The following is a 15,172-nucleotide window of genomic DNA, read 5'->3' as shown; positions in this document are numbered from 1 at the left end:
TTCACATATGTCCTAAAAAATTTGTTCATAAACCTCTCGAAGCTGTTCTGTCCTTAGATCATCTTGAACATTTTCTGCATAATTAATTTCTCGTTGCAGGATTTTCTCTAAATACTGCATTTCTTTATCGTTTAGATCCTCTACAAACGCCACTTCGCTGTCATACCTATTTTTCATTAATTTATGATAAATCGATTGGTTTAACTCATTCTCTGCATAATTAGATAAAGATTCTCTTAAGTACAACAATGTCTTATCGATTGTTCTCACCTGCTTTTAAATCTTCGTGTTCTTCTTTTTAGCCCTGTCCTCTAACTGCGATTTTGGTCGGTGATTGGCAGTCTCCTCGGTTAAACCTTGAGGATTCACACTTGAAATAGCACGCTTTTTACTCCAGTTATCACTTTTCTCTGGCAAGTTCAACACCTCCATTAGCTAGTATTTCAAAAACAACATGATTTATCCGAATTCCTATGCTAGGAAATTTAATTTTTTCTCAATCACCGAGACCCTCATACTCCTGTCGTAATTCTCGCTTCAAAACTTTGCCACTAGGATTTTTAGGCAAGACATCCGTGAAGGCGACATATTTCGGAACTTTGAAGGTTGATAAAATCCCTTTGCAATACGCTATTACGGCTTCTTCCGTTAAACTCGCTTCATATTTTGGTACGATTATTGCCGTAACGGCTTCGATCCAATATTTGTCTGGAATGCCAATGACAGCTACCTCGGAAACACCTTCCATTTGATAAATGGTCTCTTCCACCTCTCTACTGGAGACATTCACACCACCTGTATTGATCATGTCCTTTTTCCGGTCGATAATTGTAATGTAGCCTTCCTCATCCATTACCCCTAAATCACCACTGTGGAACCAACCACCTCGAAATGCTTCCGCCGTTTTTTCCGGATCAAATAAATACCCTTTCATCGCATGTGGTGTACGATGAACAATCTCGCCTATATCACCACGAGGTACCTCTTGATCATTATCATCTACTATTTTTGTTTGCATATTTAATGCTGGTTTTCCTGCTGAGCCTAGCTTACGTAATTGGTCTTGTGGCTGTAAGGCTGTTGCGAGAGGTGCAACCTCTGTTTGCCCATAAAAATTCCAAAACCTCGCATTGGGAAGCCTTTCCGAAAGCTCCTTTAATATTTCCCTTGGCATAATCGCAGCACCGTAATAGCATTTTTCTAATGTTGATAAATTCCGCGTATCAAACTCTGGGTGGCGAAGAAGCGCAATCCAAACCGTCGGTGGACAAAACAGCTGGGTAGCACATTCCTTTTCAACTGTAGTCAAAATAACCTCTGGACTTGCACCATCTAAAATAATCCCACTAGATCCTAGATAAATACTTGGCCCTAAGAAACAGTGTAACTGTGCACTATGATACATCGGAAGCGGATGAATGATGACATCCTCCTCTGTCATATTACCGTCAACAATACAGCTCATATATTCACTAATAATACTTTTATGTGTCAACATAACCCCTTTTGGACGTGATTCTGTACCACTAGTATATAAGACGTGAGCAAGGTCATCATCAGCTAATGCCGTATCTACGAATTCAGTAGGCTTATCCACCGTAACATCACGCAATGGTGTCCAGTCCACTAAGCGCTCATCTGGATAATCCGCTTCCTCCAAATCCATTAAATAGCGAAAATCAATTTGCATTCCTTCACCTGCTAAGTCAAGTACTGGCGCATATTCCTCAGACGCAATAAAGCCACGAACACCAGCATGCTGGAGGATGAAGCGAACATCATCTTTTGTCAGCATATAGTTAATCGGAATCATCACAGCACCAATTCGAGCTAAAGCAAAGTTAACCACAACAAAATCTAGGCTATTCTTAGACATTACCGTAATCATATCGCCCTTTTTCATTCCGTTCTCCCGAAAAACAAACGCTGTTTGATTGACTAAGTCGTCGAGTTCTTCGTAATTCAGACGCTTATCCCGATATGCCAAAGCAAATTTTTCGGGCATCCTATCTCTTGTTCGCGCTAAAATATCTCCTAAAGTATTTCGGCGGGCACGTTCGAGTAAATTCGTAAGTTCATCCATTACATTTGAATCTGTGTTCAACAGAACCAACTCCTCAACATAATTTGATGACTGACCGTTTTAAAATTCTATTAATTATTTTAATTCAGATAATTTTTGTTAGCAATATAAAGTAAACACTCTGTCAAAACTTCATCTTATTCAACTAATTTCGACCCAAAAATCACCTACATTACGTCCTTTTTCAATCCGTTTCTAAACAAAAAAACTCTCCTTATCGTAAGAATCACTGCAAGAAGAGCCTCATTCATCTATTTTATTGTTCAAATATAACGCGCGTACTACCAATCATATCATGCAATCCTTGTTTTTCATCGGTAAATCCTACAATGATATAAAGTACTGCTAGGAACGAAAATACTTGGTAAATAAATCTACCTATAAGCTCTCGAAATAAAAGATCGCTCCATTTGAGTGGCTGGTCATCCTCCCGAATAACTTTGATCCCGATAATCATTTTTCCAATTGTTTGCCCAAAATACTTCGTCATGAATAAGAAATAGGCATAGTAAATAATAGCGCCAATTATTCCAGTCACCGTCCAAAAACCAACGCTAACCGCCAGCCCCTCATTGACAAATTTGAACGGAGAAAGCAAGATACCATTTAGACTAAAAATGACTACTAGATCCATGCTATATGCCCAAAAACGCATCCAAAATCCTGCATATCTTTTTTCAAGGGTGACAAGATCAGCTATTGGTTCCATACGTAGTTCACTCATTCCTTATCCCTCCCCTAATTCGAATACAAGTACATCGCTCGAGGTGCATTTGACTCACGAATGCTATCCATCATATTAAAGAGCTCTGTATCTTTTCCAAAAAGATTTTTCATAGACATTCCAAAAAATCGGTCGATTCCAAATGGTTGATTATACGTAACGATTTGTGCATTCTCTAGTTCCAAATCTGCTTTCATCATTTCCATCGTATCCTCTAATGAACCAAGCTCGTCGACAAGACCATTATCCTTTGCTTGGCTACCAGTGTATACACGTCCATCGCCAAGCTTTCGAACTGTTTGTTCAGACATACCTCTACCATCAACAATCACTTGAACAAAATCTGCATACATATCATCAATCATCGTTTGCAGTAGTTCCCGTTCCTCATCTGTCATGTCACGATAGGTGGACATAATATCTTTAAATTCACCGCTTTTAATGGTATTAACCTCTACACCTAGTTTATCTGCTAAACCAGAAAGGTCATAACCTTGCATGATAACACCAATCGAGCCAGTTAGTGTTGCCGGATGGGCAATAATCTTATCAGCTGGGGCTGAAATATAATACCCACCAGATGCTGCCGTGTTCCCCATGGACACATAAATTGGTTTTTCCTGTTCCGCTTGAATTTCAACTAGTTTATCATGAACCTCCGCACTTTCAACTACTCCTCCACCAGGAGTATTAATGCGTAAGATAATCCCATCAACAGTTGGATCATCACCAGCCTCCTCTAACATTTCTAAAAACTGACGATGATTATAAGAAGTGGTATTAATAAAAGAACTTGGCGTGGTATCTTGAATGACACCATCCAAGTACAAAACAACAAGCTTGCCCTGTGTACCATTTTCCAGCACTTCTTCTTCAAACTTATTTTCTGGAAAAGAAAATAACTGTTCAAAATTTGTACTAGCAACACTTGTTACAAATCGAAATCCTAGTGAGACAACAAACAACACTACAGCTGCTAATAATGCAAACCAGCGTTTCTTATTCATGTTATATCCTCCTGTTTTTCCCAATTCTAATTAACAGAATACACTATTTAGGTATCGATTTCTAATCGTGACGAATCTTATTTTCTACGGGGATGATACCAGAAAAAAATCCAGTGCCCACTAAATATGAGCACTGGATTTCTAGTTATACGCGATTAACTTTAAACTAAGATAAATACAATGTTGCATGTTTCCTTGTTCGTTTCACCTTAGGTGGAAAATAACCTCGTTCATAGATTTTCCCCTTTGTAATATTGATCTGCTTCAGCATTTCATCAAGTGAATCGGTTTCATAGGCTGCGATTGCCTTTTGCATCACTTTGGCAGCGACACGAGCATCTTCTAAGGCATGGTGATGTTCAAAAACAATGCCATGATGCGCAGCAAGTGTATTCAAGCGATGGTTCTCCAATGCTGGCCACACTCTTTTGGCAATATTCGCGGTACATAAATAATCCATGTCTGGATAGGTTAGCCCATGTTGATCCAATGTTTGCCTAATAACACTCATATCGAAGCTAGCGTTATGAGCAATAACTAGATTTCCAGAAAGATACCCATTCAATTTTGGCCACATCTCGGAAAAAGTTTGCGCATCAAGTACATCTTCCTCCATAATCCCATGGACTCGAATATTATGGTAATTAAAATAGGTTTCGGGATTAATTAGAGAGTAGTATTCTTCTAAAATCTCTGTTTCATTCGCAATTACAATACCTACTGCACAAGGACTATTCCGTTTTTCATTTGCCGTTTCAAAATCAATCGATACAAAATTCATAGTTAGACATTCCTTTATGACGATTTATTCCTAGCTTAACACCAGGCAAACAATATACCAACCGTTACAATAATCCAAGCATTTTCAAACCGTGGTATATTCCATCTTGATCAACTGGCTTAGTCACATATTTCGCATGAGACTTTACAATTTCCTCCGCATTTCCCATTGCAACACTATTGGTTACCGACTCCAACATTTCAATATCATTTAATCCATCGCCAAATGCATATTGATGTTCTTTTGCAAACTGGAGTTTTTGCATTGCCTGCTCAATTCCTTGTGCTTTAGAACCACCTTTTGGCAGAACATCAACAGATAATGGATGCCAACGTACAAAATCAAATGCTGGAAATGCTTCTTCGTATTGTTTTTCCTCCCCTTCTTCACAGAACAACAAGGTTTGGAAAATATCGTTATCCTGATAATAAAGCGGATCATGACTAGGCATCTCCATCTTTAATGTGCTAATACTCTCCGTAATAAAGGCATGCTCTGGCACATTGGACCTCATCACAGTAGGTGACATATAAACAACCGGGTGATTATTTTTCAATGCATCGTTCGTCAACTTTTCTAATGATGGTCGATGCAAAGGATTTTTATACGCAACCTCACCTTTGACGACGACATACTGCCCGTTATAGCTAACATATGTATCAATTCCTAATTCCTCCCGAAGACGCTTATACATAAATGGTCCACGACCTGTAGCAATTGCAACAACATGACCTTTAGCTTTCAACTGTTGAATGGCTTCCTTTGTAGAATTCGGTAATTCTTTGTTGTGATCTAACAATGTACCATCGATATCAAAAAATAGAACACTTTGCGCTGTCATATCGTTTTCTGCTCCTCTATTATCTATTTCGTTTCTATTTCTATTCTAACGTATGAAAGGCATACCAAGTCAACTATCATGGTCTCCAAGAAAATTTATCATTGAACTGAATTTTCTTTTTTTTTGAAAAATATTTACTTGACAACCCTTTAGGACGTGTGTAAATTATAAACTAACAATTAAATTACGAATACTTTCTTATCCAGAGAGGTGGAGGGACTGGCCCTTTGAAGCCTCGGCAGCGGACTCCGATGAGTACTGTGCCAATTCCAGTAGCGTAAGGCTAGATGATAAGAAGAGATTGCTACGATATTAAGTGAACCTCTTCTTATGATTTAGGAAGAGGTTTTTTGTTGTTCGGCGGTAAATAAAGGAAACGATAATTTGTTCATTTTATTCACTATTTAAAAAAGAAAGAGGGATTACAAATGACTAAAACTGTTCATCACCCACCATTTCGAGCAGATCATGTAGGAAGCTTACTTCGACCAGCAAATTTATTACAAGCACGAACTGATTATAATTCTGGAAAACTATCAGCAGAGGAATTTCGAACGATACAAACAAAAGAAATAAAGCGTATTGTTGATAAACAAATTGAAGTCGGCCTTGAGTTAGTAACAGACGGCGAATTTCGTCGCTCTTGGTGGCATCTAGACTTTTTGGAACATCTGAATGGGATTGAAGGGTATGTGCCTGAACACGGCATTCCATTTCAAGGTATCGAAACTGAGCCTTATGATGTACGTAATACAGGAAAAATTTCCTTTAATCCCGATCATCCATTTATCACAGACTTTATCGAACTAAACGCCATTGTCGATGGCCGTGCAGTGACCAAACAAACCATACCAAGCCCAAATCAGTTATTTCATCGTGGCATACGGAATAGCGCGATTTATCCAAGCATTGAGGATTATGCTACAGACATTATCGATACTTATCGGGATGCTTTACGAGCATTCTATAACGCTGGAGTTCGTTACTTACAGTTCGATGACGTGTATATTGCTGGCCTAAATTCTGATAGTTTAATTGCTTACGAGCCTGACCTAACACGTGACGAATTAATTGAATTGGCACTACGTGTAGTAAATGGTGTCTTAGCTGATAAACCAGCGGACTTATACATAACCACCCATTTATGTCGAGGCAACTATGAATCTAGATGGGCATTTGAGGGGAGCTACGGATTTATTGCTCCTACTTTATTCGCCAAGGAGAAAGTCAATGGATTCTTTCTTGAATATGACGACGAACGCTCTGGAACCTTCAAGCCATTAGCGCATATTCCTAGAGGCGATACGAGAGTAGTACTAGGATTGATTACTTCTAAATTCGGTGACTTAGAAGATAAGGGGTTCATCAAAAAACGGATTCAAGAGGCAACAGAATTTGTATCACTCGACCAGTTGTGTTTAAGTCCACAATGTGGTTTTGCATCAACACATCACGGAAATAAGCTAACAGAAGAACAGCAATGGGCTAAGCTAAAGTTTATCGTGGATATCACAAAAGAAGTTTGGGGTTAAGCATACGAGTAGTCAGGCAAACATTTTTAGCCTGACTTTTTCTTTTTAAAGAAAAATCTAAAATTTATCAACTTCTCTCGGAACTTTTGGTACACTATACATAGACGTATCTTAAAATGCAGGAGGACCTTCGCATGTTGTTGTTTTGGATTATCGTTATCATAATTGCATTAATCGTTCTTGAAGAAGGCTTATATTACTTATCCAATCGAATAGCGTTTCATAATCAAACAACAGATGAGAAACAACAGACCAATCATACAAAAAAATTCATTCGAAAAAGAAAACGCCGAGATACTACAGACAAAACATTAGGGAAACCCTGATGTTTTTTAACATTTGAAAGGAGCCGATTTCATGTTAGAAGACTATCAGTTGCTTCGCATTCCTGGTCCTACCCCAGTCCCGCCAAGTGTACAGCGAGCCATGCTTCAACCAATGATTGGGCACCGTGACCAGGAAACAAAGGATTTACTAACTAGAATCCAATCACCATTAAAAGCTATCTTTGGAACAGAACTAGATGTCTTCATAATCGCTGGTAGTGGTACAGCCGCACTAGAGGCTGCTGTTGTCAATACAGTTGAAGCGAAAGAAGAAGTTCTAGTTTTAGTTACCGGAACATTTGGAGATCGCTTCGCAAAAATATGTGAAGCCAATCATATAGCTGTCCACCGATATGAAACTAAATGGGGAAACGCATTAAACACGAAAAAAATTAGAGATTACCTCGCAGAAAATCCTTCCATAACAGCTGTTTTTGCAACGTATTGTGAAACATCAACTGGTGTTTTAAATCCCATCCAAGAATTAGCCCAAGAAATAAAAAAGGTATCTGATGCCTTATTAATAGTCGACGGTGTATCATGTGTTGGCGCTGTGGAAACGAAGATGGACGAATGGGGAATTGATGTATTAATTACTGGATCACAAAAAGCACTTATGCTCCCACCAGGACTCTCTTTTATTGCCGCAAGTCCAAAAGCTTGGCAAAGAATAGCACGAATTAAACAGCACCGATTTTATTTTGACTTACGAAAATATCACGATTCCCTTCAACAGGATTCCACACCATTTACACCAGCCATCTCCCTACTATACGGACTGGAACAATCATTGCATTTAATAGAAAAGGAAGGACTCCCTTCTATCTATTCTAGACACCAACTAATGAAGGATATGACTAGAGCAGCTTTTCGTTCATTAAGGATACCCTTGCTAACGAATGATGCCGATGCTTCTCCTACTGTGACAGCCATTAAACCAACCAGCTTTCAACCAGATATGCTTCGTCATATCTTAAAAAAGGAATTCGGTCTTGTAGTAGCTGGGGGGCAAAACAAACTCAAAGGGAAAATATTCCGAATCGGACATATGGGTTATTGTCATCCAGCAGATATCCTCCAGATTATCTCTTGTATCGAGCTAGGACTACGTAAAATGGGACAGAACATAGCATTAGGTAGCGGAACAAAAGCAGCACAACAAGTCTATTTAAAATATTTCCAGGGGGATGAAGATGACATTTAACATATTAATAGCAGATTCACTGAACGATGAAGGAATTAAACCATTACGGGAAGCATCTGACATTCATATCGTAGAACAGACAAATTTATCACGCGATCAATTACAAGACATCATCCCTTCATTTCAAGCTTTAATCGTCCGCAGCCAGACACACGTTACGAGAGAAGTCATCGAAAAGGCAACGAATCTAAAAATCATCGGACGTGCAGGAGTCGGTGTAGATAATATCGATGTAGCTGCAGCAACTGAAAAAGGAATCATCGTCGTGAATGCCCCCAACGGAAATACTAATTCCGCTGCCGAGCATACAATGGCCATGCTAATGGCCTTATCACGAAAAATACCACAGGCTTATCATGCATTAAAGAATAAGCAATGGGACAGAAAGCGTTACATTGGGGTTGAAGTAAAAAATAAAACCCTTGGCATAATTGGTCTCGGACGAATCGGTACAGAGGTTGCCTATCGCGCTAGCGGTCAGCGTATGAATATTCTTGCCTATGATCCTTATTTAACCAAGGAAAAAGCGGCGAAAATGGGGATTGAATATGGAAGTTTAGAGGACGTATTGCGAAAATCAGACTTTATTACCGTTCACATACCATTATTGAACGAAACGAAGCACCTACTAAATCGAAATGCCTTCAAAAAAATGAAAGCTGGTGTGCAAATCATTAACTGTGCCCGAGGTGGTATTATTGATGAAGATGCATTATTTGATGCCATTAAGAACAAAACTGTTGCAGGTGCAGCACTTGATGTGTTCGAAGAGGAACCATTTTTAAATCATCGCCTGCTAGAGCTTCCTGAAGTTATAGCAACCCCTCATCTAGGTGCAAGCACGATTGAAGCTCAAGAAAATGTAGCCATCGATGTTAGCCAAGACATCCTACGGTTTATAAATGGGGAACTAGTACGTAATCCCGTCAACCTACCTTCCCTCGATAAAGAACGAATTCGCAAAGTAGAACCATATTTTTCGTTAGCGGAAAAGCTAGGTGAATTTCTCATTTATTTAACCGATGAAACAGTCGAGGATGTTTCGATAGAATATGCCGGAAATATGATCAAAAATGAAGTATCTCCAATAAGCAGAAAAATAATCAAAGGGATGCTCGCACGTCATCTCGGAACACATGTCAATGAGATTAACGCCTTATATCTCGCTGATAAACGGGGGATTCATATACATGAGCGTAAAACTTCAACGAAGAAAGGATTCTCGAATCTTATTACGGTGGAGATGAAAACAAAGTCTGCCACAAGAAGTGTTTCAGGTACGTTATTAGACGGCCTTGGCCCTCGCATCGTTTCGGTTGATCAATACAGTGTTGACGTAGATCCACAGGGACACATCATCGTCATCCACCACACCGACCAGCCTGGAGTCATCGGCAAAATGGGCAGTTTACTAGCGAAACATCATGTCAATATCGCAACCATGCAGGTAGACCGCTTAGATATTGGTGGAGATGCGATAATGCTTTTAAAAGTCGATAAACATGTAGAAAAAGATGTGTTACGTGAACTTGTCACACTAGAAGAAATCCATCACGTAAGAGCGATAGATCTTTAAAAAATGGAGAGGTAGTCACGTTAAACAGCGTCCACCTCTCCTAACTTATTGAGAATCCCAATTAATTCCTTTAGCTTTTCAATGTGAAAAGTAGGCTGTATATCAGTAGTGACTTTCTGATTACGGTTAACCCACACACTCTTAATCCCAACACGATTAGCACCCAGGATATCTGTATTTAAGTTATCGCCAACCATGATGACTTCATCTTTCGTAACAGCTACTCTATCTAATACATACTGGAAAATGGTTGAATCAGGCTTCCCTATCCCGAAATCACCGGAAACAATAATTTCATCAAAATATCCTGCTAATTCTGATGTTAAGCCTAGCTTCGCACGCTGTAAGGATGGTGCACCATTCGTTAACAACACAAGAGAGTAATCTCCTTTTAACTGGTCGAGAACAGAATAGGTGTCATCAAAAACATAGGAGAACTGTTTCCGAAATGCGGAAAATGCCGTGGCTAGCTCTATCGCTAATTCCTTATCTTCAATCCCAACTGCCTGTAGCCCATTTGCCCACACACTTCTTTGATATAATGGCGCAATTTCCCTGAGTTTTTGAAAGTCCTCTCCGTCGTCATCAAACGTTCCCCATAATCCTTCAAATGGATTAATCCCAATCCGTTTTGTAAATGGGTACACGTCATAAGAAGAATAAAGAGCTTTAGCACATTCACGCACCTTTTCTTCAAAAAACACTGCTTCGATATCGTATTTGATAGCAGCAATTTTACAAGTTTCCTCGAATGCTTTCTTGATACTCTTTTTGTCATGTATTAACGTATCATCAAGGTCAAACATAATCGCTTTTAACATGCTATTCTCCTTTCTTAAGCACATAATAACAGGCTAACCAAAAGCTCCGGGTTAGCCTTGTTCTTTAGTACACTTCATAATTTTGTCCAGTTTGTGCCCCTTCCACACTCTTCTTATATGCAAGGGCAACACGGTTAACCGGAACAGGTGTGAAACCAGCGAAGAACTTCTCCAACCTGCCCCATGATTCCAAAACAGCATTGGGACTTACACTATTGATTCGAATACCTCTGGGCATTTCTATAGATGCAGCTTTGACAAAGGATTTCACGCCACCATTTGCCATTGCTGCAGATGCCCCTAATGGAATCGGATCATCCATCATGACTCCAGTTGTGAGGGTGAAGCTACCACCGTCATTGACGTAATTCAACCCAAGTAAGACTAAGTTTATTTGGCCTTTTAACTTACTTTGAATACCGCGTTCATTTAATTCTGGCGTTAATTCAGCTACCGAAACAAAGTTCGCCCCACCCGAAGCATTAACCACAGCATCCACTTTACCAACTTTTTCATACATCTCTTTGATACTCTGCTCTACCGTTGTATCTACGGAAACATCTATCCCATTTCGCCCTGCTCGTATAATCTCATGATTAGCCAATACGTTGCATATTTTACTTCCGATTGTTCCACTTGCCCCTACAACCAAAATCCTCATCGGCAAATCTCCTTTTTGGATTTTAATTTAGTCCCATACCTAATAAATATGTCTTACAGTTTGGAAACTATTCCACTCCATTGTCGATTATAGAAAATGTTCGCTTCTCACAATCCATTTCTGCAACTGCACCATATGGCAAAATAAATTTCGGTTCGGTATGGCCAAAATTGAGATTATATAAAACAGGTAGTTCTTCTAAACCATATTCTTTTAAAACCGTTCTAATTTCGACTTTATATTCTTCATAATATTTTTCGTCCAAAGGCTTTGCAAAGATAATTCCATTTACGACGTTCAATATACCTTGTGCGCCATAATTTCGCAGCCAATATCGAATGAAACTAGGATCTGGTGTTTCTTCCGAGGTTTCAAAGAAAAGGATACTGTTTTGAAAGGATTGCAGCGATGGCCAAAGTGTTGTGCCTTTCATAAACTCCATTACTTCCATACACCCACCTATCAGACGCCCTTGGGTTATCCCTTTTCCTTGAATCACTTCATAACCGGCATTCGGTAAAAATTTGCGTTTCCGATTTTTATTTCCCTCATCCCAGGGTATAAATTCACTAGTCCATTCCGGCGCTGCTTTTATTTCACCAATCTGATTCGTAGAAAAAAGGATACGGTTTATCATATCAATCGTGTAGGCATGCATTTCCACATTCTCAGCAAAATCGGTTAAAACTGCTGGACCATAAAAGGAGGATACACCTGCCTTATAACAAATATAATGTGCTATCGTCGTATCCGAAAAGCCCATGAATATTTTGGGATTATTACGAATCACTTCATAGTCAATATAGGGTAACAGCCGAATACTATCGTCTCCTCCAATGGTAGAAAAAATAGCTTTAATATCCTTATCCTGAAAAGCTGTCATAAGATCCTCTGCACGAGCCTCTGGATGATTATATAAATAATCAGTTCCTTTTAAGCTATTCGGCATTGGAACTACTTCAAGACCAAAAATCTCCTCCATACGTCTAACACCCTGTTCATATCGCCAGCGTAATTCCTTATCGCCTGCTCCACCCCAAGACAAGCTAATTGTTGCTACTTTGTCACCCGGCTGTAAATGCTGTGGTTTAATTAACATATTATCCCCCCAAAATCTTCTACATTAATTATTCTATTTTCACCTGCTTAATTCCTGCAAAAAAGCACCGGAATAAAATATTCCAGTGCTTCGATGAAGAATTGAGGTATTAATTTTCTTTCGCGACACTCGTTTGATCATACTTTGTGAAGAAAGTAATCACTAACCCTACCGCAGCAATGATTCCTGCCACCGCAAATGCCATGTCTACCCCATGAATATAGCCACTCAAGCCTTCTTTTGGGATAGCGGTCGTCGTCATTACTGTAACCAGCATAGCCGTACCGATAGCTCCAGCCACCTGACGTAAGGTATTATTCATTGCCGTACCATGTGGAAGCAGTTGTGGTGATAGTTGATTCAATCCTGCTGTTGTAACAGGCATCATCACCATTGCAATTCCTAACATTCGGAATGTATGGACTGTTGCAATATATGTGAAGGTCGTCTCTGGTGTCAGAACCGTTAGGAAAAACGTACTTACCGTAAGTATTAACAATCCTATAATAGATAACCATTTCGCACCATATTTATCGAATAACCGACCTGTTATCGGGTTCATTATTCCCATGACGATCGCACCCGGTAACAACGCTAAGCCAGATTCAAACGGACTAAATCCAAGCATATCTTGCATTAATAATGGCAGAATAACGGCTCCACCGATCATTGCTAAGAATACTACCATTCCTAATACCGTCGTCATTGTAAAAACAGGATTTTTAAAAATACGAAACTCTAAGATAGGCTTTTCTAATTTCAACTGTCGTAAGATAAACCAAAGCAGAGTCACCGCTCCAAGTAACATGGTCAAAATCACTTGCCAGCTAGTCCAGCCTGCATTTCCAGCTGTACTAAATGCATATAGTAACCCACCGAATCCTAATGAGGACAGGACAATCGATAGGATATCCACCTTTGGAAATGTTTGTTTCGTAACATTTTTCAAGATAAAATACGCAACAATTACATCAATAATAGCAATTGGTGAGACAACATAGAATAAACTTCTCCACGGATAATGCTCTAGTAAATATCCTGATAAAGTAGGTCCTATTGCTGGGGCAAAGGAAATAATTAATCCGAATAGCCCCATTGCCGTACCCCTTTTTTCCTTAGGGAAGATTAAGAACATGATGGTTTGCATTAATGGCATCATGATTCCAGCACCTGCTGCTTGGAGAACTCGTCCCAATAGCAACGTATAAAATTCAGGGGCAATTGCACAGACAATTGTTCCTAAAGCAAATGACCCCATGGCCGTCATAAATAATCCTCTTGTTGTAAACCTCTCGATTAAAAATGCGGTAATCGGAATCATGATCCCATTCACCAGCATAAAAATTGATTGTAACCATTGCACGGTATTATCGTTTATTTGCAAATCATCCTTAATCACTGGTAATGCAGTAGCTAAAAGGGTTTGATTTAGAATCGCTAGAAAAGCCCCAGATAATAACACGATGATTAGTGGGACTTTACGGATTGGCTCTGTTTGTTGCTCCGCTAGACTTCTATCCATAGTACTCCTTCTTTCTCTGTTTATCTCATACTTATTGATACCACAACAACTATATTTTATGTCACCTAATGATTGAAATGACATTTCCAACCAAATACTATCAATTCAACAAGTTTCCAATATAACATACCTGAATAATTCCAATAACCATTAAAACTAGATACTGTCTCCTCCAATAGGAGAACGTTATGTTAATTCGTTCCCATATTTATAAAAAAAATAAAGTTCAAGCGATAGTAACTAACCCTCGCTCAAACTTCTTTTACGATTATTCCGTTCACTCGATTCCCATAATATCCCAAGCAGTTATAATTCCTAACAAAGGCTCCTGTTTTTCACCTGTTTCAGAAATAAGAAGTGCATCGAGACGATTCCCTTTGCTAATGTGTTCCTTAAATAAATCGACCACCTGATAGACTGTCGTAGTTTTCGCAACGAATTGATAATTAGACTCCTTCTGATAAGGAATAATCTCTTCAATGGTAACTTCACTAATGCTTGTTTGCTTATGTTCTGCCAGCCATTTTGTAATACCGCTTTCTGTTACTAATCCAATAAATACGTCGTGATTATACACTGGAAACTTAGAATATCCTTCCCGATAAATCACGTCTAATAAATCCGATAATGTATCCTTACTAGCAAAGGAATAGACCTCTTTTGAAAACATTGGAATAACGCGCTTTGGCTCGGTAATAGCTTGTTCAATTTTCTCCATATGTGCTACAACAGAGTCATGTGGTTCCGCAATAACATGGATTGTGTCCATCCGATTATGTACGATAGCATTTCGTAACTCCGCATATTCCAACAAGTCTTCCTTATATCGATTCACTACCGCGTTATACTTCGCTAAAATACGCACTGCTTTTGAAAAACCAATTCCCCTACTCTGATTCAATTCAGAATCCAATGCCTTATCAATCCGATTAAAAGCGGTAATAAATCGTTCTGAGTTTTTCAGCATAAAACAACAATCTCCTTTAATATGTAAA

General features: G+C 39.1%; 16 protein-coding genes and 1 riboswitch. Of the genes, 4 read left to right on the top strand and 12 right to left on the bottom strand.

Features of this window, described 5'->3' with window-relative positions:
• Positions 1-12 precede the first annotated feature (12 nt).
• The 7 genes from JF53_RS15605 to JF53_RS15580 all read right to left on the bottom strand — a co-directional run bounded on the left by JF53_RS15605 (position 13) and on the right by JF53_RS15580 (position 5,436).
• Positions 13-261 carry a hypothetical protein gene (locus JF53_RS15605; RefSeq protein WP_047979863.1) on the bottom strand — a complete coding sequence of 83 codons (249 nt, stop codon included), beginning with the start codon at positions 259-261 and terminating at the stop codon, positions 13-15.
• 15 nt (positions 262-276) lie between these two features.
• Positions 277-417, bottom strand: a complete 141-nt coding sequence (sspL, locus tag JF53_RS17100; protein ID WP_064965389.1) for a small, acid-soluble spore protein L — start codon at positions 415-417, stop codon at positions 277-279.
• Positions 418-496: 79 nt separating this feature from the next.
• Positions 497-2,083, bottom strand: coding sequence for an acyl-CoA synthetase (locus JF53_RS15600; protein WP_047979862.1), 1,587 nt, complete (start codon positions 2,081-2,083; stop codon positions 497-499).
• A 256-nt stretch (positions 2,084-2,339) separates the two neighbouring features.
• A complete protein-coding gene (locus tag JF53_RS15595; protein ID WP_047979813.1) occupies positions 2,340-2,807 on the bottom strand; it encodes an RDD family protein in 468 nt (155 codons plus the stop codon).
• A 14-nt stretch (positions 2,808-2,821) separates the two neighbouring features.
• Positions 2,822-3,814 (bottom strand): signal peptide peptidase SppA, encoded by a 993-nt coding sequence (gene sppA, locus JF53_RS15590; protein ID WP_047979812.1) that lies wholly within the window; start codon positions 3,812-3,814, stop codon positions 2,822-2,824.
• A gap of 166 nt (positions 3,815-3,980) precedes the next feature.
• Entirely contained in the window at positions 3,981-4,595 is a 615-nt protein-coding gene (locus tag JF53_RS15585; RefSeq protein ID WP_047979811.1) for a 3'-5' exonuclease, read from the bottom strand.
• Between the two features lie 64 nt (positions 4,596-4,659).
• Positions 4,660-5,436 carry a Cof-type HAD-IIB family hydrolase gene (locus tag JF53_RS15580; protein ID WP_047979810.1) on the bottom strand — a complete coding sequence of 259 codons (777 nt, stop codon included), beginning with the start codon at positions 5,434-5,436 and terminating at the stop codon, positions 4,660-4,662.
• 195 nt (positions 5,437-5,631) lie between these two features.
• Positions 5,632-5,733, top strand: a riboswitch (SAM riboswitch).
• A gap of 131 nt (positions 5,734-5,864) precedes the next feature.
• On the opposite strand from JF53_RS15580, the gene JF53_RS15575 reads away from it, so the two are divergent.
• From JF53_RS15575 to serA, 4 genes are all read left to right on the top strand, one after another.
• A complete protein-coding gene (locus tag JF53_RS15575; RefSeq protein ID WP_047979809.1) occupies positions 5,865-6,968 on the top strand; it encodes a 5-methyltetrahydropteroyltriglutamate--homocysteine S-methyltransferase in 1,104 nt (367 codons plus the stop codon).
• A 134-nt stretch (positions 6,969-7,102) separates the two neighbouring features.
• Positions 7,103-7,294: a hypothetical protein gene (locus tag JF53_RS15570; RefSeq protein ID WP_047979808.1), complete on the top strand. Its 192-nt coding sequence runs from the start codon at positions 7,103-7,105 to the stop codon at positions 7,292-7,294.
• 31 nt (positions 7,295-7,325) lie between these two features.
• Positions 7,326-8,498, top strand: a complete 1,173-nt coding sequence (locus JF53_RS15565; protein WP_047979807.1) for a pyridoxal-phosphate-dependent aminotransferase family protein — start codon at positions 7,326-7,328, stop codon at positions 8,496-8,498.
• A complete protein-coding gene (gene serA / locus JF53_RS15560; protein ID WP_047979806.1) occupies positions 8,488-10,074 on the top strand; it encodes a phosphoglycerate dehydrogenase in 1,587 nt (528 codons plus the stop codon). Before JF53_RS15565 ends, serA begins: the two co-directional genes overlap by 11 nt.
• Positions 10,075-10,094: 20 nt before the next feature.
• On the opposite strand, the gene JF53_RS15555 is transcribed toward serA, so the two are convergent.
• The 5 genes from JF53_RS15555 to JF53_RS15535 form a co-directional block, all read right to left on the bottom strand.
• Positions 10,095-10,895, bottom strand: a complete 801-nt coding sequence (locus JF53_RS15555; RefSeq protein WP_047979805.1) for an HAD family hydrolase — start codon at positions 10,893-10,895, stop codon at positions 10,095-10,097.
• Positions 10,896-10,959: 64 nt separating this feature from the next.
• Positions 10,960-11,556: a short chain dehydrogenase gene (locus JF53_RS15550; protein WP_047979804.1), complete on the bottom strand. Its 597-nt coding sequence runs from the start codon at positions 11,554-11,556 to the stop codon at positions 10,960-10,962.
• Between the two features lie 67 nt (positions 11,557-11,623).
• On the bottom strand, positions 11,624-12,655 hold the full coding sequence (locus tag JF53_RS15545) for a S66 family peptidase (RefSeq protein ID WP_047979803.1): 1,032 nt from the start codon (positions 12,653-12,655) through the stop codon (positions 11,624-11,626).
• Between the two features lie 109 nt (positions 12,656-12,764).
• Entirely contained in the window at positions 12,765-14,177 is a 1,413-nt protein-coding gene (locus JF53_RS15540) for a DHA2 family efflux MFS transporter permease subunit (protein WP_047979802.1), read from the bottom strand.
• Between the two features lie 277 nt (positions 14,178-14,454).
• Entirely contained in the window at positions 14,455-15,144 is a 690-nt protein-coding gene (locus JF53_RS15535; RefSeq protein ID WP_047979801.1) for a CBS domain-containing protein, read from the bottom strand.
• Positions 15,145-15,172 lie beyond the last annotated feature (28 nt).

It is taken from the genome of Ornithinibacillus contaminans (assembly GCF_001038425.2).
Lineage (GTDB): Bacteria > Bacillota > Bacilli > Bacillales > Amphibacillaceae > Ornithinibacillus > Ornithinibacillus contaminans.
The sequence above is the reverse complement of the archived record's forward strand: the minus strand, read 5'-3'. Positions and strand labels throughout refer to the sequence as shown.